A 20292-nucleotide genomic window follows, 5' to 3' on the forward strand; every position below is an offset into this window, starting at 1 on the left:
GGACATTTTTATATTTCTCTTACCGTTTTTTCCAGTCCTCTCTGGTAAGCAAAGTAAAATGTTCTGTACGGATATCTCCTAACGGAGAAGTCTTTCCTTCTTCTGTGTGATGGTACTTGAATCCACATTTTTCCATTACCCTGCGGGATTTGATGTTTCCGTCATAATGTCCACACCAGACCCGTTTCACATCAAGTTCGACGAAGCAACGCTTCAACAAACGTTGTACGGCTTCCGGTATAAGTCCCTGTCCCCAATAAGGAACACCTATCCAATATCCTATTTCTGCATCTCCATCCTGCATCTCCGCACTGTGTACGCCATCAGCGAACATAATTCCGACACTGCCTATCGGTTCATTGGTTTCTTTCAATACTACAGCGTATGTCTCGGGTGCAGAAAGGATATCGCGTATTATTTCTCTGCTGTTTTCCACAGATGTATGAGGAGGCCATCCGGCAATGGGGCCGATAGCAGGATCTTTGGCATAATTATAAAGAGACTCTGCATCGTTTTCTGTCCAGGGACGAAGTATCAATCTTTGTGTTTCCATATTCATCGCTATACAAGTAATTTATTGATTTCCTGCTGCAAGCGATCCAGGAACTTTGCAGCATGTGCCCCATCCATTTGAGTGTGATGGAATTGGAATGAAACCGTCAGTGTCGTCCTGAAGAACCCCTTACGGTACTTGCCCCATATCATAAACGGATTGTTGAAGATACCGCTGTACATACCTACCGCACCGTCAATTTCATATTGGGCCAGTGCGGAAGTTCCTATTACCATGCTTTCAGTCAAGTCGTGGTTCTCACAGCTTTGTGCTACATCCGTTGTCAATTTCAGATAATCTTCATTGAATAGCTGCAAATCATCAGAAAAGGGCACATCGCATGAACTGACCTCATTGTCCTTGTTCATAACAATGGTATTAACCGCAATGGCATCATATTGCATCAATTTGTCTCCGACAGGCAGCATATAAAATTCCTTGATACCGCTTGCCGCCTTGCCGATGCACCAGCACATCAGCATATTGAATTTCATACCTGACTTTTTGCTGATTTTGACCAGACGACTGACATCCAAAGTCTTGAAAAATGTAACCATCGGCATCGGGGCTTTCATCCAAAGCTCAAATGCGTATGCACGGGTGGTTTCTTTGGGATTTATTTCTCTCATAGTGCGTCTTTCAAATTTTCAATCATTTTTCATGCTTCTCCAGATATTCTCTCATGGCCTCGTTGACGATGTCACGGAGAGACATGTTCTTTTCGATGGCCAGGTATTTCATCCTGGTATGAATGCTCTTGTTAATGACGAAGTTGCAATGCACCGCCGGTTCCTTTTCCGCCTTGGCCGGAGCCGTTTCTTTTTTCTGCGGGGATTTTTTGGTTGATGAAAGCAGCCCGTCAAGGCCGCTTTTCATACCGTCTTTCAATAAATCGCTTTTGCCCATATTGTTTTTACTTTAGTTTCAGTACCTCCAGCGCCAAGTCCATATAATCCTTGGCCCCGTTGCTGTTTTTGTTATACTCGAAAATGTTCAGACCCTTGATAGGAGCTTCCGCCAGAGCCACGTTGTCCCGGATGACGGTCTTGAACACCTTGTCGCAGAAAGAATCGTTGATGAGCTCGGACACGCTTTTGTTAAGCGTCTTGCGCTTGTCGAACTGGGTGATCACGATACCTCCGATGCTCAGTCCCGGATTCAGGCGTTCCCTGACGATTTTAACCACATTCGTAATCTTTGCCATACCGCGCATGGCGAGGAACTGTGCCTGTACCGGGATAATCAAGAAGTCCGATGCGGTAAGCGCATTGAGCGTGAGCAGTCCCAGCGATGGCGGACAGTCAATCAGTATATAGTCGAATTTCCGGCTGTCAAGCAGCTTCGCAATCAGCCCTTTCAGTATCAGTTCCCGGCCAGGTTCGTTGATAAGTTCCGATTCGGCAGCCGACAGGTCAAGGCACGAGGGAACGATGGCAAGGCCGTTGTTCAGTTCGACCAGCGGCAAAGGGTATTCGCCCTTCATCGCCCCGTACACGGTCTGTTCTTCCTCGATGGACAGGCCGCAGGATTCCGTGAGGTTTGCCTGACCGTCCATGTCGATCAGGAGCACACGTTTTTTCTTCAGCTGCAGTGCGGCAGCGAGATTTATGGTAGTGGTTGTCTTTCCGACCCCACCTTTATGATTCAGAGCTGCTATAATTTTTGTCATGATTCAGAGTCTTAATGTTCTGGTACAAAGATAATACTATTTTTAGTCTTCACTACAATTAGTATTTACTATTTTACTACTATAACATATTTTAGTATCGTAGTATTTACTACTCTACTAAAAGACTTAGCCACTAAATGTAGTATCTACTATTTTTCGTAACCCGGGATTTACTAATCTCCTAAATTACTACAATTAGTAAATACTACATCCGTGACCGTTTTCCGGAAGATGTCAGAACGGAAGGTCTTCCTCCCCGTCCTGTGGCATGTCCGCCGGAGGAACTGGTGCGTTATCGGCAGCTGCGGCTTGGCCGTCGGCTTCGGAGGTTGTACCTTCCCGTTTACCGGTATTGATGAACTCCAGGGCATCCGCCGTGATGGAGAGCTGGATCTGGCTGTCGCCGTTTTTGTCCTTCCACAGTGAAGTTGACAATGTTCCCCCGACAAGGACCATGCGCCCTTTGGTGAGGTATTCGGAGAGGCGGATATGGTTTTCCTTGTTGCTGCGTACCCTTACCCATGTGGTAACGGCGTTTCCGTGCGAGAAGTCATCTACTGCCATGTCAAAAGCAATAAACGAACCGTGTGTACCCTCGATAACCTGACAATCCTTTCCGATGCGACCGATAGTGTGAATGTATAGCATAATTTGAAAATGTTTTGCGGCAAGGTGGTTAGTCCTGCCATTACCTGTGACTTTGTTTTTTTCTTCCCTCTGGTCGGATCCTTTCTGCCGGACCGCCTTGGGGTTTTATGGTGCATGACAAGGATGTCGGTACAGCCCATTCGACGTTTTTTTGAAGCAAAATACTCTTGCCCGGCAAGGAAGATTTTCCTTCAAAATGCACTTCAAAACGGAAGAATCAGGCGCGACAGCCTACATTCGCACCTGATAAAACCTACGCGGCGGCAGGCAAGGTATGACGAGAGAAGGTAATCCCGATACAGATATAAAAGGCAGAATTGTCCCGTATATATAAGGGGATGTTTATAAAAGTGATGAATGACGGCTTGGGCGGGTAAAAGAAACGGTCTGCCGGGCAAACAAAATGGGGACTCTATCTGCCTGTGACATGCCGGAGGCACGACGGACGGCACAAGCAGAATGTGTCACCGTTTGCCCACGACGCCGTCGGCCCGGAAAGAAAAGCTACGGACAGAAGGCGGAATGTGCCGGAGCAACAACCAGGCAGGATGCCCATATAGCGGAATACCGGTTGTTTCGACAGGTCGAAGCTCCGGCATGAAGCGGTATGATGCAGACTGCCGTTGATCGGGCACAGCCTTCCGTACCTTGGAGTGGAGGGCGGACCGCGGCACAGACATCATACCTTAATTTTCGGGTGGGGAAAGCCGGATAGAAAAGGATTCAATTTTGAAAGATGTAGATCTTGATGTAATAACACATGTATTTACAATTGTTTTATCATATTTGAAATAGCTGTTGCACCGAGCGATAATACATTATTTGAAACCGACTGGGAATTTGATTTATCTTCATTTAAGCCGAAATACTCAAAAGCCCTTTTTTTGTCTTTATCTAATTTCTTACTATTTCGATGAAGCATATAGGAACGTAAGGATTGAAGATTCCTGAGAAATACAATAAAATTGTAGCCTTCAATATTGAGTGTTTCTAAAATTCTATCAAGATGTGATAAGGGTTTTTCTTTAGTTGATTCCTTAGTTTTTTCACCATTTACTACTTTTTCTTTGATTTCAGTTTTAGCAGGAATAATCATTTCCATCATTTCCAAATCAAGGCTTTCTTGTAGCAATAGTGATAAATATTTTACAAGGTCAGTAAGAGCTTCATAATCATCTCTATTTAGAATACAAATTTGATTGAAATATTCTGCCTGGATTCCATTTAATGACTTAAACAGTTTCCAACCATACTTCTCCTCCCATTTAGCGACAAAGGTTTTATACAAATCTCGAAAGACAAAGTCTATAGACTGTGCAACACCATTCCATTTGCCTTCAATTATCGTTTTTTGAAAAAGTTTGCTAAATGTTCTGCCGTCAGGAGTAATATTAAAACCTTTCCATATACATTGTTCGCGATAAGGAAGGTCTTGAATATCACGTAAAAACACCACCACATAATCATTATGGTCATTATCGCACCTTAAGGTGAAGTTAGGACTTATGATACGTAATTCTTCTATACGGCATCCTTGATAATTATAATACGCTTGTACTTTTTTATCAAAAAAAACAGGAGTATAAGGATCTGTTGCAACCGTAGAAGCTATCGGAGCACCATTAACATCTGTTCCTATAATATAGTTGACACTTGTCTTCATCCGTTCAATAATACTTTTCAATGATTCATGGTTAAATATGATCTTACCATTAAACCAGCTTTGAATTTTAGCAAAGTGTGGTGATATACAGATTTGATAGTTAGATTTAGCATTTGGGCTGATATCCTTAAATTTACCATTTGTACATTCTATTTCGAATGGCAAATCAATAGCTCCTAAATCAAATTCAATTTCTGACTGGCAACAACATATCAAATCCATTCTTTTAGCGGCCATAAATTCTACAAGATATTGATTCAATATTTTTACAGAATCTTTGTTAATAAGGCATACAAGTTTTTTTGTATCGTTTTCAATTTTGTAATAGCAGGTATCACCATTTTCTTCTTTACTCTCAAAAAGGTTAAAATAGTAAATCAATTCTTCAGCGATTCTAATATCCTTATAATAAGTTCTTGATACTTTGAAATCTCGTACTGTTACAAGATTTTCGAATCCTGGTTTTGCAAAGGGCCTATATGTATAATCACCCATTAAAGCTACTCTTACATCATCTTGTATGTCAGTATTCGGAGTTTTCAATGAAAACGCTGCACTTATAGGGGTCGCCAAATAAGAAACGTACTTATGATATCTTTCCACACCATCACTGCTTTCATAGTATTTCTTATATAGCCAAACCCAATCATTCTCTAAAAAATGATTAGATAGTATCTCTATATGTGATTTATGATAAAATTCTGTTTCTGTCAAGTGTTTATTCATAATGACTATTCGTTTGTGCAAAGTTACTCATTTTTATTGTCGATAAAGAGTAAAAAGGTCAATATCTCACATAAATATTGATGTAATTCGCAATGTTTATAGCTTATTACCTTATTTGAATAATGCTTAATTGAGACTAATTCATTACATTTGCAATATATTGAGATAATCATCACCAAAATGGAAACGATGAAAGATATAAATCGAATTAAAGTGGTACTCGTTGAAAAGAAACGAACCAACAAATGGTTGGCAGAGCAACTTGGCAAGGATCCGGCCACGGTATCAAAATGGTGTACGAATACTTCACAGCCGGGGTTGGAAACTTTGCTTGAGATTGCCAGAGTTCTGGAAGTCGATGTAAAAGAATTGCTGAACTCTTCATTAGAAGGCGGTATTCAGATGGTAAGACTTGTCAAATAACAGAAAAATGAATTTACTTATGGATAAGAATGAACTGGTAAATAAGATACGCGGAATAGAGGGGCTGACAAATGACGAAAAATCGGCATTGATAGAGATGCTTCGCAAGCAAAAGAAATACGGACTTGTATGGGAAGACAAACCAGAAGATGTGGAGGAACGTCTTCGCGAGGAGTTGCCGATGCTGATCGAAGATACAGACAAAGCTATCATCAGTACAGATACCGATGCCCCCAATCATATCCTTATTGAGGGAGATAACCTTGAAGCTTTGACAGCTCTTGCTTATACTCATGAGGGGAATATTGATGTTATCTATATAGATCCTCCATATAATACAGGGAATAAAGACTTTGTTTACAATGATAAGTTTGTGGATAGTGAAGATTCATACCGTCATTCTAAATGGTTGTCATTTATGAATAAAAGACTTCGTATTGCTAAACAACTTTTGTCGGATAAAGGAGTCATCTTTATATCCATAGACGATAATGAACATGCACAGTTGAAATTACTTTGTGATGAGGTTTTTGGTTTGAATAATCTATGTGGAAACATAATTTGGCGGAAAAAATCAGGTGGTGGTCAAACAGATGCTTTTTTTGTTACTGAGCATGAATACATATTAGTTTATCGCAAGACTGACCAATTTATTTGGCAAGATGAAACAGTTGCTATTTCTGAAGATACTTTCAAATATATGGACGAGAGAGGTCGATATAAAATTACTCCATTAGAAAAATGGGGAAGTTCGGCTCACCGAGAAGATAGGCCAAGTATGTATTTTGCTATAAAAAGTCCAGATGGTAAGGATTATTTCCCAGTTGCACCTGATGGTTTACCAGGACGGTGGAGAGTGGGGCTTGAAAGGATGAATCGTTTAATCATGAATGATGAAATAGATTGGAGAAATGGTAAGCCACAGGAAAAAACGTATTTTACATCAATTTCTGATAACAATACTTAGTTAATTTTTAGTTTAGAGACTCATTTATAATATATTACGTCATATATACAGCACCTCTGACAGGAACTTGTACACCTGTCAGACAACCATAAACAACGAATCTTAAAATAGATGGGAATAATAGCCTGAAAGACTGAAAATAAGCGTCTAAAAAAATTGGCCAAGTCGCTAAAAATTAGTAAATTAGCAGTTGCCAGACAAACCAATTTGCTAATGGAAATTCAGCCACTTGACCAGCTCACCAAGATCATCAATGATGCCCTTGATGGCACTGCAAAGTTACGCAAAAGTTTTAAAACTTTCTTCGTCATTACTTCAATTCTTTTCCTAAGCATGACGAAACGTAAGAACTTCACCCAAATGGCGCTGTCCAGCGACTGCTGCGAGAGCCGTTTCAGACAGAACTTCCGGAAGAAGTTTGACTGGTTGGGATATAACCGTGCGTACTGCAGGGAGAAACTCCAGCACAGGATTGCCATGCCCATCGACCCGAGCTACATTCCCAAGACGGGAAAGCACACACCCGGTACGTGATACTTCTGGAGTGGATGCGCATCTGCCGCGAAATGGGGGCTTGAGATTCTGGGCATAGCGCTTGTTGATGCCGATGAGCGTGATGCCGTACATCTCAGGGCTGTGCAGACGGTGGACATCGTGTCCAGAGGCCGTCCTCCCAAGTACCTTGCGGGAATGGATGATCCAAATTCACTGCTGGCATGGTATCTTAAGGTCATTGCCTCTCAGAAAGATGCACTTTGGAAAGTCTGCAAGACGGTAGTTGCTGATGCCTATTTCTCGAAGAAACCTTTTGTGGATGGTCTCATTGCTTTGGGATTCAACCTTATAAGCAGATTCAGGAGCGATGTAAGACTGCGTTATCTTTATGATGGTCCCAAGACCGGCAAGCGTGGAAGACCTAAGGTCTATGGTGACAGGGTGGACATCAGGAATCTCGACATGAATGCGTTTGTGAGTGAAGACATCACCTCGGATGACAAGGTGGTAACACTCTATTCTGCGGTTGTCTGGTCGGCAGGTCTCAAGCGCAAGGTCAAGGTGGTCATTGTTGACTGCCTCGAGCCAGGCAGGAAGACTCAGGAGAGGAAGGTGTTCTTCTCTACAGACACCTCGATGTCTGCCAGAGACATCATGGACATCTACCGAACCCGATTCCAGATTGAGTACCTTTACCGCGATGCAAAGCAGTTTACCGGACTCGCCCACTGCCAGTCACGGAAGAGGGAATCACTGGACTTTGCGTTCAACATGTCGCTCTCCTCTGTCAACGTGGCAAGGGCTTTTGCCCGGAGTTGCGGCGTGCATCTTTCTGTCTCCAATGTAAAGACGCTGATTCATAATGCGGATATGATACAGAGATTTATTCGTATGTCTGGAAAGCACCCACACAGGCTATTAAATACCAACGATTTCAAAGAACTCTTATATTATGGCGTCTCGGACGCTGCGTGATTATCCAAAATTTAACGAACTATTGATAGAACATTTCTTTTATAATTCATCTTTTACCGCTTTCCGGCTTCATTCCCGCCGCACCGGCCTTGGTTTTATCAGATGCAAAGGTCTGCTGTCGCGCTTGATCCTCCGGCTTGAAGTGCATTTCCTGCAAATTCTTCCTTTCTGTGAAAGAGTAATTGGCAGGAAAAGCCGTCGTATGAAGCTGTACCGACAGCTGTAAACCGCATCCATAAAACCCCAAGGCGGTTCAAACGGGAAAAGAACCGACCAGAGGGAAATAAAAAACAATTCAAAATTGACATCGACATGGATAAAATAAGATTGGTAGTTTACAACGAATATGCACTGGGCTATATCATGCCCCAACAACCCGACAAGGTTTGCACATTGGCAGACAGGACTACGCTCGGCGCACCGTTTCGGACAATGCTTGAACCCTATTTCATTGGAAAGAACGATACCGTAAGGCTGGCTGGCAGGAAAGACTTCGACACGTTCCGGCTATCGTTCGAGGGATACGACAATACGCAGATGTACGAATATGACACCAACCAACAGGAATAGCAGTAATCAGACAATCAATGTATAACAAATCAAAATTTATGAATTATGGAAACAATGAACATTCAATCAGTAGCAGAGAAGAACATCGTATCAGTAGTTTTGGCAGATATTCAGCCGAGTAACTATAACCCACGCAAGAATTTTGATGTAGCAAGCCTTGCGGAATTGGCGGAAAGCATCCGTCAGCAGGGCGTCCTTCAGCCTATCGGGGTGCGCCCCATTGCGGAGAACCGCTTTGAAATCATATTCGGGGAACGCAGGTATCGTGCCTCGCTCATGGCAGGACTGGAAGAAATTCCGGCAATCGTTCTGAATGTTTCGGACGAGACCGCCGAAGAAATGGCGGTGACGGAAAACCTGCAACGCAAGGATGTAACCCCTATCGAGGAAGCAAACTCCTATCAGAGGCTGATAGAAAGCGGACGGCACGACATTCAGTCTTTGGCCATGCAGTTCGGCAAGAACGAGACCTATATCCGCACCCGACTGAAGTTCGTCTCCCTTATCCCCGAAATCGCAGAATTGTTGGAAAAGGACGAAATCACTATCAGCGTGGCAAGCGAAATTTGCCGATATGGCGAGGACATCCAGAGAGAGGTTTTCGACAAGCACTTGAAAGAGGGTATCATGTTTGGCAGTTGGCGAGGCATGAAAGCGACCGAGGTGGCAAAGAACATCGAGCGCCACTTCACGACAGACCTTGAACGTTACAACTTTGACAAGACCCTTTGCCTGTCATGCCCCCATAATACCAACAACATGACATTGTTCTGTGAGGGAACATGCGGAAAATGCGCCAACAAAGGCTGTCTTGATGAAATGAATGCCGCATTTTTGACGGAAAAGGCAATAGAGACCATTAAGACTTATCCTGCACTATCTCTAAGCCATGACGCATATTGCTATAATGCGGATGCGGTTAATCGCCTCAAGGAAATGGGCTATGAGGTTGTGGCACTGCAATGCAGATACAAAGACTACCCGACACTTCCCGAAGAGCCTGAAGCCGGAGAATATGAGACGGAAGACGAATATAAGGAAGCCAAGGTTGAATATGAGCAGGATATGAACGATTATATGGAAGAGGGCAAGGAACTTGTACGCAGGGCAGAAGCAGGCGAAATATCGCTCTTCGCACGGATTGGGAACGAAGACATTGTCAATTGTTATGTGGAGAATTCCATGATGAATGCCGTCAGTGGACAACAGGCAGGACAGGAACAGCTTTCCCCGATTGAAAAACTGGACAAGCAGGACAAGCGAAACAAGGAGATTGCCAGGGAAAAGACCGTGGAAGATACCAAAAAACAGATTTTGGAAGTGGATATGACCGAAACCAAGTTCGGGGCTGACGAAGAAAAGATGATTTATTTCTTCCTGCTTTCATCGTTGAGAAAGGAACACTTTGTCGCCGTTGGCATAGAGGGAGAACATTCGCCCTATCTGTCCAACGAGGACAAGACAAATATTGTGGCCAATCTTACACCAAAGGCAAAAGCCGTCATCCGCAGGGATTTCCTGATTGAGAATTTCAAGAACGCATACGGAAGCAACGCCATAGCCGACATGTTGCTTGAATTTGCAGGAAAACACATGCCGGAAAGACTTGCCGACATCGAGAACGGACATAATGAAGTTTACGAAAAAAGACATCAGCGCATCGAAGAAAAGAAAGCCGTCCTTTTGGTGCAGGAACAGGCCAAACAGGAAGCAGAGCAGACTGAAACCGATGCGGACAACGAAAAACAACCTCAATCCCAAGAGGTTGCTGCTTGACCATAATTCATAGTTGATTTCAGATGCAGGGCGGAGAAATCCGTCCTGCTTTTCTGTTGAGTGCCGGAGGCAGACCGGCGCCGCCTGACCTTTTTTATACACCTCACTGTCTTTCGGCAGTCTCCGTCTGCTGAAACAGTACGGACCGGGTTCTGGCTGATTCCTACAGGCCGCACGGGCGGTCTTCCGTCATCGGCCGGCCCGGATAACCTTTATAGCCGGACCTCTTATAATACCCCGGTAGTCTCAACATTTGTTTTCAGCGAAGTTACAGCATCTTTCCGGACAAACGCAAGATCCGGGTGAATTTGGGAAACAATCTCCAATCCTGCGGATAGTATTCTTTCCCAAAATCTTGCACGAAGTCCAGACAGAGCTGTGCACGGGCGAAAAAAATTGTTTCACCTTAAATCTTCGTTATTATGAATACATTTTCTTTCCCTCAGATTTCAGTAAATTACAAGGATGCCGATGCTGCAAAACGTATCATGGTAAACTCCTCCAGAGTGAGCTACGACATCTTCAAGGAGGCATACGATGAATGTATGCAGCATCATGAGGAATGCTGGGTGATGTTCCTCAATCAAGCCAACAGGCTTCTCGGACTCTCCTGCATATCAAAATGCGGCATCAGCCAGACCGTTGTGGATGTCCGTATCATCCTGCAGACGGCTCTTCTGGCCCATGCCTCGGGCATAATCCTCAGCCACAACCACCCGTCAGGCAACATGGTGGCCAGCTCCAGTGACAATGCCATCACAAGCAAACTCAAGAAAGCCTGCGAAATCCTTGACATCACTCTCCTTGACCATATCATCCTCTCGGATACAGGCTATCTGAGCTACGCGGACGAAGGGATGCTTTGACAGCATCTCTTTTCACGGCAAATCCCGTTATACTGCCGCCCTCATGTGCACCAGGCGGAGACTGTTATAAAACCTTCATGCACGACGGCAGCCCTGGGCTGCTGTAAGCACTCCGGTCCGGATCTGTGGCTGATGACGGAATCCGGCACGGGCCGTATTCTGCCATCGGCCGCTCCGGGAACCTTTATAGCTGCACCTGTTTTAACGCCGTCCGTCATAAGCCCCCGCCACCACCCTTATCCCTTTCTATTTCCCCTCTTGTATTGGCATGAGAGTCATTTCTTCTTTCGTCGTCCTTCTCGTCGCCGCGTGGACTTTACTGGTGCGAATGTAGGCGGTCGAGCCTGTTCCCTCCGTTTTGAAGTGCATTTCCTGCAAATTCTTCCTTTCTCTGAAAGAGTAATTGGCAGGAAAAAACATCGGGAGAGGCTTTGACGACCGTCTCTCGATGCACCGTAAATCCCGAAGCGGCTCCTCCGAAAAGGAGGCCGAACAGAGGGAAGAAAAACAAAATCGTTAAATATCAGAATTATGGACAAGGACATCAAAGAAAGCAGAGAGTACCGTCTCGCTAAAGACTGGGAAATGGCAGTCAACAATTACAGTTTCAATCCGGCTCGATTTGCAGCAGCAATACCGACCATGCACCCGACACTGCAGCAAAGCCTGTACAGGTTGATTAAAGAGTGTATCAAGGTTATGGCGGATGACAGCCGCAGGTACGACGAACGCAATATGGCTTCACACGAGGAAGCGAAATGTATCATGGAGTACCTGAAAGAACACGGGAGAAACATACCATTAAAGTGATAGACCGATGAAAAAGAAAGAGGTGGAATTTGCCGGCAGAACTTATTCTTGCCGTGTGGTGAAATCAAATGAAGGTGAAGAACTCCTTATCGGCTCAACAGGTTTGCTTGACGCACTCCAGCCCGGTAGTTTCGACAGCGAGAACGAGGGCTTTGCGAGTAAGGAGGCTGAGAAATTATACGATGAGATTTTCTTCTTCACCGATGCCGGAAGTCTCGAGCTGCCGGATGACGAGCTGGTTGAGATGCTGAAAGAAGACAACCCGGAATGGTTTGAATAAAATGAATATATAAATCTATTAAAAATCAAGATTATGGATAAAGAGTATGTAATGAGAGTGGCTGCGACAATTCGCGAACAGCTGGTAACGATGACCGACACGCCGGTCCTTATGTCATGGGGCATCGGGGAGTTTATGGCAACAGTATTCAATGACCTGCCGGGACTGAAATTCCATGTAAACGGAAGACTCTTCCAAGGGGAAGTGCTGATCTGTCTGAACGGCTCGGACTATTATGAAGTATATCTCCGGAACGGGACAGACATAGAGTGCCTCAGTGACGAAGTCTGCTTCGATGAACTGGGAGAACTGATAGACCGCCATATTGAAAGCGGAACTGACAAAGAGGAATATGCACGCTTCTGTGGACAGGCAGCCATGTCATTCGGATTTGGCAATTGATGAAGTGCTGTACTTATAGGCTAACCCCGAAGGCTCGCGTCTGAACCTCCGGGGTTATTGCTGTGTTATGGATGTGTTTTGTCCTTGTCTGTATCTTGATTCTCACACCGGTTCCCTTGTTTGTCAATGTAGTACCAGTCATCACTTTCCCAATACCAGTGCTCGCTGCCGGAGCCTGCCACCTCTTTCCGTTCCCCCGAATCGGTGACTTTCGCCTTGCCACCCTCGAATGGATAGCCGAAGGCAAAACGAGGACGGATGACGGTCTTGCCTGTCTCGTCTGCGTAACCGATACGCCCTTTCCGGTCCACTATGCGGTACAGTCCTTCACTTACATAGTCGTCTCCGTTGTCATATTGAAACGCTGCATAATGTCTTGCACTGCCGCAACTGCACAGCAGCAATACGGCACTCAGATAAATGATAATCTTGTTCATGATGCGGGTTGTTTTCATTTGATAATCTGTATTTGTTAATGTCAAGGCAGCAGGAACTGCATGTTGAAACGGCAGAACAGCATCCTTCTTTCCCTGATTATATTCATGTCTTCTTTTCTCCATATTCCATTCAATGATACCAAGTAAAAAGCCAGAAGATTAAACATAAATCAATCAGCCACAGACCAAGCGGCAATAGTAACTGAAGCCAGAAATATTTTTTATCCTTTTTTTCAGGATATCGGCGGTAATAGGCTTGTTCTCTCGCTTTTGTGAAATATTTCTTTTCTATCCTGGAAAATTGACGGAAATACACCGAAAGATTCTCCCTTCTTTTTTACTCTTCAAAAAGCAGCAGATATTCCACCTTCCTTCTCCGCTCGATGCTCGGAACTACCTTGCCTTTATAGCAGCGGAAGGAAATGTACTCCTTGTAAATATCCCTGTTTCCGGCTTCCAGTTTTTGTATCAGCTTGCTTTTGGGAAAGTCTTTGCTACCTAAAAGCCGGTACGGGCCTACCTGGTAGGCAAGACACGAGAGCAACGTAGAATCACGCCCGAATCTGCTGAACAGACGGCAAAGTTTCATCATGTCCGCTCGCAGGATGGAGTCTCCCTGAGCTTTTGTGATGTCGTTGGTAAAACTCTCTCCGGGAAGAACCTTATGACCCCATCCCACATAGGGCCAATGTTTTTTCTCACCATGCCAACCCTCATAGTATTTCGTGCATCTGATTGCCCTCTCCAGCGGTGGCAGCTTGTATATGGACAGTTGGGCAGTTCCCGTTTCTGTCCCATGCCTTTCCTTCCCATAGACTGTTGCCACTGCAGATACCAGCAGTATGATGACAAACATCCTTACGTGCTTCATTTCGCACCCCGTTTGTTCAACACATCCTTGATCATCTCCTTCACGTCCTGACCCACCTGCACGAAGTTCTTGTACAGGATGCGTTCCCGTTCCTCCCTCGATTTGAAGGTGTAGAATCTCGGCAGCGGCACATACGCGGCTTCCTCTTTCTTTATCTCTCCCATATCGAAGTCCGTCTTGCAGAAAAACTTTGTGGTCTTGAACTCTTCCGACTCCTGAATGTTCATCGAGCCGCCTACGCCGGTCTTGGTTTTCACGAAGTCCCTCGCTGTCTGCCCGCATATCCATCCCGTTGCCATATCGGAAATCTTTGATGCCGGCACCAGACTGTCCATGTTCTCGTTCAGGTTAATGCTGGTCTTGTCACGGTCAATGGTCACGCCCTTCTTCACTTGCACGACCTTACCGAAAATGTCATTCGACAGCCATTCCAGTGTCTCTTTCGAGCGGGCCGAACCGCTGACCACGTTACCCACGGTCGTGATGATCTTCTGCATACCTACCTTGCCGTAGTCGGCCTCCAGCTGCGGCAGCTCCTGGAATCCCAAGGTCACGCTCACCTTGTTGCTTCGGGCAGTTCCTATCAGTCGGTCTATCTTGTGGAAATACAGCGTCGGCAGCTCGTCCACGATGATGCTCACCGGGATGTTCTTCCCTTGGCCTGTATTCACTCGGGTGACAAGACGGTTCAGGATAAGGGCGTTCAGCGCACCGATAATGCTCTCCATCTCCGGGTCGTTGGCGATGAGCAGGTAGCTCGGGTTCTTCGGATCGCTCACCTTCAGGTCAAAGTCATCCCCGTCACGGTGGAATATCCAGTACGATTCCTTGGTCGCCAGACGGGACGTATAGACACGCAGCGTACCGATCATACCTTCCAACTGCTCCATGGCCTTGTTCCTGAAGGCAGTCTGGAACGGCCCGAGCAGCGGTGCCACCTCGTTGTCAGTCTCCAGTACCTCAAAGATGGTCTGATAACTTTCGTTCAGGAACGATAATATGTGCGGCATGTCCGAATACTTTCCCAGCCAGTAGGCCGGCTCCACGATGTTGCCGCCCTCTTTGTCACGCACGACTCCGGTCGGCTTCCAGAATTTGGTTTCCGGGTCCTGACGTTTCTCCGCATACAGCATGTTTCCGTCCTTGTCATACGGCTCCCGTTCGTAATTGACAAAGAAATAGATGCAGGCAGCAAGGAAGTTCACAGCGGATGTCTGGAAAAACTGGTCGCTTCCGCCGCCACCTTCCTTCTTGCCCTTCTGCAATGACTCGAGCAGGGTTTCCGCCGTCTCACTGGCTGCCGCCAGGTTGTTGATGTATTTTGCCTGAATAGGATTGACACGACGGCTGTATTCCACGTCCACGAAGTTGATCATGTTGAACTTGCACCCCTTGGGAACTCTTCCAAGCTTCTCGTTCAGCTTGTAATGGTAGTAAAGTTTCGTGGCAAGTGTCGGGAATTTATAGTCATATACAACCATGGCAAACCCCTTGGCACTGTGCTGACGGATGAACGGTTCAATGATACTGAATGTTTTACCCGAGCCGGGAGTTCCCACGACCCACGTCCCGCGGAAAGGGTTGCTGATACTGACCCATCCCTTGCGGAACTTCCCCTTGTAATAGTAGCGCATCGGGATATTCACGCTGTATTTGTTCTCCTGAATCTCTTCGCCCTGCTCGAAACTCTCGTTCTCGAAGTTGAAGCGGTCCTTCATCAGGCCCTCCTTGATGAACTTGGAGATATTGTCCAGGGCTATATGTACCAGTATCACTCCCACGAGCGAAGCCGCCATGTATAGGATACGGTTCAGCGGCAGCGTATAGAGCCGCATTTCCATCGGATGTCCGAACAGCCATACGGACAGGACAAGCAGAAGCAGTCCGCCGGTCAGGGGAAAAATCACCTGCTTGCGGGCGTTGAACTCCAGATGCTTCTTGTTCCTCGTACCGATACAGGTGATGCAGATCAGCAGTATCGTGGCTATCTTGCTGTACACGAGATGGCCGTCCTGATAGATCGTCCATCGCTTGATACGTCCGTGGATGTCAGTCAGTATGCCGCCCCACTGGTCGAATACTGCCGGGTCAATGGCATACTCGAAGAACTCCAGCAGAACCGACACATAGACGACTGCACGGAATATCTTGTAGAATCCTTGTAACTCTTTGCTTTCTTCCATTTTTTATAGCTTTTTTATTGGGTTGTGGTTCTGATCGCCTCGGATATTGTTGGACTTGATTATTTTGATTCAGACGAAAATAAATGTCATGTTTTTGCAGTAAAAAACAAGACTTTTCTTATATTTGCATCCGGAACAAAACGATTCGATTATGGTGATTACTAAACAGGTACAGGAAATACTGGACGCCACGCCTCCGGGCAAGGTGCTTACCATTGCCGATTTCAATGTGCTGCCGGAGTACCAGCCTGCGTTGGTCAAGGCACTCAGCCGTCTGGTGGCAGAAGGCTCTATCTGCAAGATTGCCAAAGGACGGTACTACAAGCCTAAACAGACGGTGTTCGGCACATTGAAGCCTCCGGTGGCAGAGGTGGTCAAGGACCTTCTGGAACGTAACGGCAAGCCAATCGGCTATATGACCGGTACGGCAGCATTTGCGCAGTTGGGGTTGACGACACAGATCACATCGGCCATTACGATAGGCACGAACAAATACCGCCGGCCTATGAAACGGGGCGAATACAGCGTGTCCTTCCTTGTACAGCCTAATGCAATCACACGGGAGAACATTCCTCTGCTGCTGATCCTTGACGCGCTCAAATTGCTCCGTGAGATTCCGGCAACATCACCTGACGATTGTGTGCGGGGCGTTGCTCGGCTGATAGCCGCTCTGTCCGAAGGCGATCTGGAGAAACTGGCGGACCTGGCCGAAAATTACCAGCCGTATGTCCGGGCATTGCTGGGTGCCATTCTGGACAGTCTTGGAGCTGACACCCGACAATTGCGTGCGACACTCAATGGGGTCACGACCTACAAACTTCCTGTCACCGCACAGGCTTTACCCACCAAATTAAAATGGAACATCGTATGAGACTACACGAGAATCAGCAACTGTTTGCCGATGCCATAGAAGCGGCTGCACGTCCGGTACAGGACGGCGGACTCGGCATCAAGAGTATCTTTATCGAGAAAGACTATTGGATCTGTCGTTCGCTGTCGCTTATGGCTGCCGGAGACAAGGATAATCGTGCCATTTTCAAGGGCGGAACTTCCCTGACCAAGGCCTACGGCATCGGGGCACGTTTCTCCGAGGACATTGACGTGGCCATCGCCGAAGCATGGACACTGAGCGGAAACCAGCTAAAGAACCTCATACGCCGTACATCGAAGAATATGACAGCCGGACTGGAGGAACTGGTCATCCCCGGCATGACAAGCAAGGGATCGCATTACCACAAGGCGTTTTACACCTATCCACGGGCCATAGATACGGAACAGGTCGGAGCAATCCGGGCTGGGCAACTCCTGGTAGAAATCAACAGTTTTGCCAATCCATATCCCTTCGAGCGGCGTTCTCTCTGCAGTTTCCTGACAGAGTTCCTGCAGGCTACCGGCAACAACCGTATGATAGAGGAATACGGGATGCAGCCGTTCGAGGTAAATGTGCTTGACCGTCGCCGCACGCTGACCGAGAAATTGGTGTCACTCATCCGATGCTCGCTGGCCAATCTATATATGCCGCAGTTGACGGCCAAAATCCGTCATTTCTACGATCTGCATCATCTGCTGAAAGATGAAGAGTGCCTCACGTATCTTCATAGCGATGCTTTCCCCGAAGATTTCAGGTCACTGCTCGAACACGACCGGCAGAGCTTTGACAAGCCCGAAGGCTGGCGTGACCGGCGACTGGAGGAGTCCCCGTTGATGACAGATCTGCCGCAGGTTTGGGGCAACTTGCAGACAGTTTACATGGGTGAACTCCCGGATTTGGCATATCGTGCCATTCCGGCCCCCTCGGATGTCGAGGAAAGCATACGTCGCTTGATGGCATTACTGCGTGAATTCGGCTCTGGTTTGTAATCGTATGTTGTCCAACAATGTCAAAGAACGCAATCGTATATCTCTGGTTTACCGGTTGATGGTTATAATCGGGCGTACCTTGTGCGCCTGTGTCTTGGGTGTTTCCTGTATGGCTCCGCTGCCCATCGAGTAAAGCCAGGCTTTTGCCGTTTCCTGTTCTGCCACTTCCGTGGATGTCCAGTACCAGCAGTCGCCGTCGGTCAGGGGCAACGGATCGCCCCCGCACTGTTCGATGACAGGATTTACCGTTTCCCGGATAGTATATAGCAGACGCATCTGTGCCACCGACGGAACGTATGCGCTCTGCCCGTAACACCAGAGGTCAAAGACCGCTTCCGCCATCGGCGAAGCCGTTTCCTTCGTTTCATATAGAGCAAATGTATTGGCATTGCCGTCATGTGCCGCGAGGTCCGCAGATGTGCCTTGGGCAATACCGAGGCTGTCGGCAAATGCCTGCGGGGTGATGTCCCACAGGTAAACCGCGTAGCCGTTTCCTTCCGCACCCTCATGCTGCCGGGTGTCGAACACGACGGCCACAGCCTTTTTCCCGGATTGCTGGTATTCCGTGTAGGACAAGGCCGTTCCGTCCTCGCACAGGACATGTCCCGGGCGGACAGCCGTGTCCGGTACGTCTATATGCGCGTCACAACCTGTCACGGCGACTGCTGCGACAAGTACCGGTACGAACCGGCTCACCTTTCTGAAAATGTTCTGTTTCATCTTTTCCCTTATTTTATCGGTAGTTTCACACCAAGGGCTACACCTACCCGAAGCAGATCCGCGCCCTTTATCATCAAATCACTCTTCGCCTGCCAGTACAGCGTCCATCCGGACCGCAGCACATAATTGTGCTCGTAACCGAAATGCAGGCCGCCCAGGAACTTCTTCGTGTCGCTTCCTGCCGAAGCTCCTATACGCAGGTTGCCGTAATGATTGCGGCCCCGTACCACGCAAGGCTTGTATGCCACGCCAAAGCCATAGGTGCGGTAGTTGCGCCAGAAGGATTCCGGACAGATATGGCCGCACGGGCCGCATTCGGCCCACTGCAGGTAGCCGTTGGCAAAGAACTCCCACGCGTGCCGGTAGTTCATTTCATGTTCGTATGAAAACGTCACGTCCATACCGTTCCTGTAAAGCAGCCCGACCCCCAGTGAAAGACGGCCGCTGTTGCGTTGTGCGTTCGCGCTGAAGGCAAGGCACATGCAGGCAAACATCAGAATCAGAGTCTTTCTCATAATCATTCCTCCTCCAGCAGGTCAGCGTTAAACGAATCGGCAGACAACACATCCTCATAATCGATGTTCAGGCTGATATTGCGGCCGCTGATTTGCTTTTCCGTCATTTCGACAGTCAGCAGCTTGTCGTTCGGGAAGGTCATCTTCTTGATGACAAGCACATTCCTGTAGCCATGTCGGAATGTCTTTCCCGGTTCCAGTATCATCGCCGGAGTAAGCTCGATAGTCTGGGCGTTGGTGGCCTTGGCGAGTTTCTTGTCAACGAGCTTTACCCTGATCTCATCGATGTCGAAACGGATGTTCGTCTTGTTCTCTATGGAAAAGTCTATGAAGAAGTAGTCCCCGACAGAGTATATGTTGTTCAGGCGCATCACCATACGGTGTGCCTTGGTGGCCACATTCCTGATTCTCGCCGGAGAGTTCCAGATCCGTCTGGCAAAGCGCGTCATCTCGGCGGTTGACATCGATACTGCCGGATTGTTGTAGGCGTTGCGCTCGTGAGGGAGTATCTCCTTGTCCGTTACGGCTTCCTTAAGCCGTGTGGTGTAAACCAGCGCGTATTGCGTGCGGTAGCGTTCCGTGATGACGGTCACGATGGCAATCACCTCGCCGTCCTCGTGCCCGGCTTCTTTGGGTTTCAGCCGTACAATGTTGTCCAAAGGCTGGTCGCCAACCACCTTGTCGGTGGAAATGTCCACCATGCGTACCGGCTCCGATGCCGTGATGACGGTCGTCACCTGTTCGTTGACCGTCAGTTGTTCCATTTCCTCGTAGGTCGTCTGCGCCTGTGCATTCCGCGTTCCCAGCAGTCCGGCTGTCAGAAGAAATACCGTTCCGATTTTCTTGAGATTCATATTCATGTCGTTGATTGTTTATATTCCAT

At 47.0% G+C, this 20292-nt stretch carries 24 protein-coding genes and 1 pseudogene; 13 read left to right on the forward strand and 12 right to left on the reverse strand.

Features of this window, described 5'->3' with window-relative positions:
• Positions 1 to 19: 19 nt before the first annotated feature.
• The 5 genes from HUX74_RS06585 to HUX74_RS06605 form a co-directional block, all read right to left on the reverse strand.
• Positions 20 to 559, reverse strand: a complete 540-nt coding sequence (locus HUX74_RS06585) for a GNAT family N-acetyltransferase (RefSeq protein ID WP_007215997.1) — start codon at positions 557 to 559, stop codon at positions 20 to 22.
• 2 nt (positions 560 to 561) lie between these two features.
• Positions 562 to 1182 (reverse strand): CatA-like O-acetyltransferase, family 2, encoded by a 621-nt coding sequence (locus HUX74_RS06590; RefSeq protein WP_071148957.1) that lies wholly within the window; start codon positions 1180 to 1182, stop codon positions 562 to 564.
• Between the two features lie 22 nt (positions 1183 to 1204).
• Positions 1205 to 1459, reverse strand: a complete 255-nt coding sequence (locus HUX74_RS06595; protein WP_007215995.1) for a hypothetical protein — start codon at positions 1457 to 1459, stop codon at positions 1205 to 1207.
• Positions 1460 to 1466: 7 nt separating this feature from the next.
• Complete coding sequence (locus HUX74_RS06600; RefSeq protein WP_125103929.1) at positions 1467 to 2222, reverse strand: ParA family protein; 756 nt, start codon at positions 2220 to 2222, stop codon at positions 1467 to 1469.
• 234 nt (positions 2223 to 2456) lie between these two features.
• The gene (locus HUX74_RS06605) at positions 2457 to 2870 is read right to left on the reverse strand and encodes a single-stranded DNA-binding protein (protein WP_005807140.1); all 414 of its coding nucleotides are present in this window, start codon (positions 2868 to 2870) and stop codon (positions 2457 to 2459) included.
• Positions 2871 to 3273: 403 nt separating this feature from the next.
• Between HUX74_RS06605 and HUX74_RS06610 the strand changes: the two genes are divergently transcribed.
• Complete coding sequence (locus HUX74_RS06610; protein WP_032534579.1) at positions 3274 to 3471, forward strand: hypothetical protein; 198 nt, start codon at positions 3274 to 3276, stop codon at positions 3469 to 3471.
• Positions 3472 to 3636: 165 nt separating this feature from the next.
• On the opposite strand, the gene HUX74_RS06615 is transcribed toward HUX74_RS06610, so the two are convergent.
• Positions 3637 to 5259, reverse strand: coding sequence for a hypothetical protein (locus tag HUX74_RS06615; RefSeq protein WP_008781601.1), 1623 nt, complete (start codon positions 5257 to 5259; stop codon positions 3637 to 3639).
• A 180-nt stretch (positions 5260 to 5439) separates the two neighbouring features.
• Between HUX74_RS06615 and HUX74_RS06620 the strand changes: the two genes are divergently transcribed.
• The 10 genes and pseudogenes from HUX74_RS06620 to HUX74_RS06665 all read left to right on the forward strand — a co-directional run bounded on the left by HUX74_RS06620 (position 5440) and on the right by HUX74_RS06665 (position 12823).
• The gene (locus HUX74_RS06620; protein WP_005807157.1) at positions 5440 to 5682 is read left to right on the forward strand and encodes a helix-turn-helix transcriptional regulator; all 243 of its coding nucleotides are present in this window, start codon (positions 5440 to 5442) and stop codon (positions 5680 to 5682) included.
• Positions 5683 to 5701: 19 nt separating this feature from the next.
• Positions 5702 to 6637 (forward strand): annotated as a pseudogene (locus tag HUX74_RS06625) (site-specific DNA-methyltransferase); the annotation flags it as partial.
• Positions 6638 to 6862: 225 nt separating this feature from the next.
• Positions 6863 to 7183, forward strand: a complete 321-nt coding sequence (locus tag HUX74_RS06630; RefSeq protein ID WP_174646390.1) for a hypothetical protein — start codon at positions 6863 to 6865, stop codon at positions 7181 to 7183.
• Between the two features lie 156 nt (positions 7184 to 7339).
• Positions 7340 to 8119, forward strand: a complete 780-nt coding sequence (locus HUX74_RS06635) for a transposase (RefSeq protein ID WP_174646391.1) — start codon at positions 7340 to 7342, stop codon at positions 8117 to 8119.
• 312 nt (positions 8120 to 8431) lie between these two features.
• Positions 8432 to 8689 carry a hypothetical protein gene (locus tag HUX74_RS06640; RefSeq protein WP_007216000.1) on the forward strand — a complete coding sequence of 86 codons (258 nt, stop codon included), beginning with the start codon at positions 8432 to 8434 and terminating at the stop codon, positions 8687 to 8689.
• A 45-nt stretch (positions 8690 to 8734) separates the two neighbouring features.
• Entirely contained in the window at positions 8735 to 10465 is a 1731-nt protein-coding gene (locus HUX74_RS06645) for a ParB/RepB/Spo0J family partition protein (RefSeq protein ID WP_071148954.1), read from the forward strand.
• Positions 10466 to 10887: 422 nt separating this feature from the next.
• Positions 10888 to 11331: a JAB domain-containing protein gene (locus HUX74_RS06650; protein WP_022209715.1), complete on the forward strand. Its 444-nt coding sequence runs from the start codon at positions 10888 to 10890 to the stop codon at positions 11329 to 11331.
• A gap of 531 nt (positions 11332 to 11862) precedes the next feature.
• Positions 11863 to 12141, forward strand: a complete 279-nt coding sequence (locus tag HUX74_RS06655; protein ID WP_005807124.1) for a hypothetical protein — start codon at positions 11863 to 11865, stop codon at positions 12139 to 12141.
• A gap of 7 nt (positions 12142 to 12148) precedes the next feature.
• Positions 12149 to 12421, forward strand: coding sequence for a hypothetical protein (locus HUX74_RS06660; RefSeq protein ID WP_005807122.1), 273 nt, complete (start codon positions 12149 to 12151; stop codon positions 12419 to 12421).
• A 33-nt stretch (positions 12422 to 12454) separates the two neighbouring features.
• Positions 12455 to 12823: a hypothetical protein gene (locus HUX74_RS06665; protein ID WP_071148953.1), complete on the forward strand. Its 369-nt coding sequence runs from the start codon at positions 12455 to 12457 to the stop codon at positions 12821 to 12823.
• Between the two features lie 65 nt (positions 12824 to 12888).
• Here the strand turns inward: HUX74_RS06665 and HUX74_RS06670 are convergent, their stop codons facing one another.
• The 3 genes from HUX74_RS06670 to HUX74_RS06680 all read right to left on the reverse strand — a co-directional run bounded on the left by HUX74_RS06670 (position 12889) and on the right by HUX74_RS06680 (position 16314).
• Positions 12889 to 13383, reverse strand: coding sequence for a WG repeat-containing protein (locus HUX74_RS06670; RefSeq protein WP_005807119.1), 495 nt, complete (start codon positions 13381 to 13383; stop codon positions 12889 to 12891).
• 214 nt (positions 13384 to 13597) lie between these two features.
• Positions 13598 to 14131 (reverse strand): glycoside hydrolase family protein, encoded by a 534-nt coding sequence (locus HUX74_RS06675; protein WP_005807116.1) that lies wholly within the window; start codon positions 14129 to 14131, stop codon positions 13598 to 13600.
• Positions 14128 to 16314 carry a type IV secretory system conjugative DNA transfer family protein gene (locus tag HUX74_RS06680; protein ID WP_071148952.1) on the reverse strand — a complete coding sequence of 729 codons (2187 nt, stop codon included), beginning with the start codon at positions 16312 to 16314 and terminating at the stop codon, positions 14128 to 14130. Before HUX74_RS06680 ends, HUX74_RS06675 begins: the two co-directional genes overlap by 4 nt.
• A 151-nt stretch (positions 16315 to 16465) precedes the next feature.
• Here HUX74_RS06680 and HUX74_RS06685 point away from each other — a divergent pair, with 151 nt between their 5' ends.
• Positions 16466 to 17185: a DUF6088 family protein gene (locus HUX74_RS06685; protein WP_005816027.1), complete on the forward strand. Its 720-nt coding sequence runs from the start codon at positions 16466 to 16468 to the stop codon at positions 17183 to 17185.
• Positions 17182 to 18174 carry a nucleotidyl transferase AbiEii/AbiGii toxin family protein gene (locus tag HUX74_RS06690; protein WP_007216011.1) on the forward strand — a complete coding sequence of 331 codons (993 nt, stop codon included), beginning with the start codon at positions 17182 to 17184 and terminating at the stop codon, positions 18172 to 18174. The genes HUX74_RS06685 and HUX74_RS06690 overlap by 4 nt, the downstream gene beginning before the upstream one ends.
• A gap of 48 nt (positions 18175 to 18222) precedes the next feature.
• On the opposite strand, the gene HUX74_RS06695 is transcribed toward HUX74_RS06690, so the two are convergent.
• From HUX74_RS06695 to traN, 3 genes are read right to left on the reverse strand one after another with little or no spacing between them, the layout of a single operon-like run.
• Positions 18223 to 18894, reverse strand: a complete 672-nt coding sequence (locus tag HUX74_RS06695; RefSeq protein WP_005807109.1) for a DUF1566 domain-containing protein — start codon at positions 18892 to 18894, stop codon at positions 18223 to 18225.
• An 8-nt stretch (positions 18895 to 18902) separates the two neighbouring features.
• Entirely contained in the window at positions 18903 to 19415 is a 513-nt protein-coding gene (locus HUX74_RS06700) for a hypothetical protein (protein WP_005807106.1), read from the reverse strand.
• On the reverse strand, positions 19412 to 20263 hold the full coding sequence (gene traN, locus HUX74_RS06705) for a conjugative transposon protein TraN (protein ID WP_032534606.1): 852 nt from the start codon (positions 20261 to 20263) through the stop codon (positions 19412 to 19414). The genes HUX74_RS06700 and traN overlap by 4 nt, the downstream gene beginning before the upstream one ends.
• Positions 20264 to 20292 lie beyond the last annotated feature (29 nt).

Origin of the sequence: Bacteroides sp. Marseille-P8574 (assembly GCF_902825465.1) — a bacterium.
GTDB classification, from domain to species: domain Bacteria; phylum Bacteroidota; class Bacteroidia; order Bacteroidales; family Bacteroidaceae; genus Bacteroides; species Bacteroides uniformis.

Bases quoted from the DNA above. Each gene is read 5' to 3' on its own strand.
- HUX74_RS06585 (WP_007215997.1), bottom strand. From the start codon at position 559: ATGAATATGGAAACACAAAGATTGATACTTCGTCCCTGGACAGAAAAC.
- HUX74_RS06590 (WP_071148957.1), bottom strand. From the start codon at position 1,182: ATGAGAGAAATAAATCCCAAAGAAACCACCCGTGCATACGCATTTGAG.
- HUX74_RS06595 (WP_007215995.1), bottom strand. From the start codon at position 1,459: ATGGGCAAAAGCGATTTATTGAAAGACGGTATGAAAAGCGGCCTTGAC.
- HUX74_RS06600 (WP_125103929.1), bottom strand. From the start codon at position 2,222: ATGACAAAAATTATAGCAGCTCTGAATCATAAAGGTGGGGTCGGAAAG.
- HUX74_RS06605 (WP_005807140.1), bottom strand. From the start codon at position 2,870: ATGCTATACATTCACACTATCGGTCGCATCGGAAAGGATTGTCAGGTT.
- HUX74_RS06610 (WP_032534579.1), top strand. From the start codon at position 3,274: ATGGGGACTCTATCTGCCTGTGACATGCCGGAGGCACGACGGACGGCA.
- HUX74_RS06615 (WP_008781601.1), bottom strand. From the start codon at position 5,259: ATGAATAAACACTTGACAGAAACAGAATTTTATCATAAATCACATATA.
- HUX74_RS06620 (WP_005807157.1), top strand. From the start codon at position 5,440: ATGGAAACGATGAAAGATATAAATCGAATTAAAGTGGTACTCGTTGAA.
- HUX74_RS06630 (WP_174646390.1), top strand. From the start codon at position 6,863: ATGGAAATTCAGCCACTTGACCAGCTCACCAAGATCATCAATGATGCC.
- HUX74_RS06635 (WP_174646391.1), top strand. From the start codon at position 7,340: ATGGATGATCCAAATTCACTGCTGGCATGGTATCTTAAGGTCATTGCC.
- HUX74_RS06640 (WP_007216000.1), top strand. From the start codon at position 8,432: ATGGATAAAATAAGATTGGTAGTTTACAACGAATATGCACTGGGCTAT.
- HUX74_RS06645 (WP_071148954.1), top strand. From the start codon at position 8,735: ATGGAAACAATGAACATTCAATCAGTAGCAGAGAAGAACATCGTATCA.
- HUX74_RS06650 (WP_022209715.1), top strand. From the start codon at position 10,888: ATGAATACATTTTCTTTCCCTCAGATTTCAGTAAATTACAAGGATGCC.
- HUX74_RS06655 (WP_005807124.1), top strand. From the start codon at position 11,863: ATGGACAAGGACATCAAAGAAAGCAGAGAGTACCGTCTCGCTAAAGAC.
- HUX74_RS06660 (WP_005807122.1), top strand. From the start codon at position 12,149: ATGAAAAAGAAAGAGGTGGAATTTGCCGGCAGAACTTATTCTTGCCGT.
- HUX74_RS06665 (WP_071148953.1), top strand. From the start codon at position 12,455: ATGGATAAAGAGTATGTAATGAGAGTGGCTGCGACAATTCGCGAACAG.
- HUX74_RS06670 (WP_005807119.1), bottom strand. From the start codon at position 13,383: ATGGAGAAAAGAAGACATGAATATAATCAGGGAAAGAAGGATGCTGTT.
- HUX74_RS06675 (WP_005807116.1), bottom strand. From the start codon at position 14,131: ATGAAGCACGTAAGGATGTTTGTCATCATACTGCTGGTATCTGCAGTG.
- HUX74_RS06680 (WP_071148952.1), bottom strand. From the start codon at position 16,314: ATGGAAGAAAGCAAAGAGTTACAAGGATTCTACAAGATATTCCGTGCA.
- HUX74_RS06685 (WP_005816027.1), top strand. From the start codon at position 16,466: ATGGTGATTACTAAACAGGTACAGGAAATACTGGACGCCACGCCTCCG.
- HUX74_RS06690 (WP_007216011.1), top strand. From the start codon at position 17,182: ATGAGACTACACGAGAATCAGCAACTGTTTGCCGATGCCATAGAAGCG.
- HUX74_RS06695 (WP_005807109.1), bottom strand. From the start codon at position 18,894: ATGAAACAGAACATTTTCAGAAAGGTGAGCCGGTTCGTACCGGTACTT.
- HUX74_RS06700 (WP_005807106.1), bottom strand. From the start codon at position 19,415: ATGATTATGAGAAAGACTCTGATTCTGATGTTTGCCTGCATGTGCCTT.
- traN (WP_032534606.1), bottom strand. From the start codon at position 20,263: ATGAATCTCAAGAAAATCGGAACGGTATTTCTTCTGACAGCCGGACTG.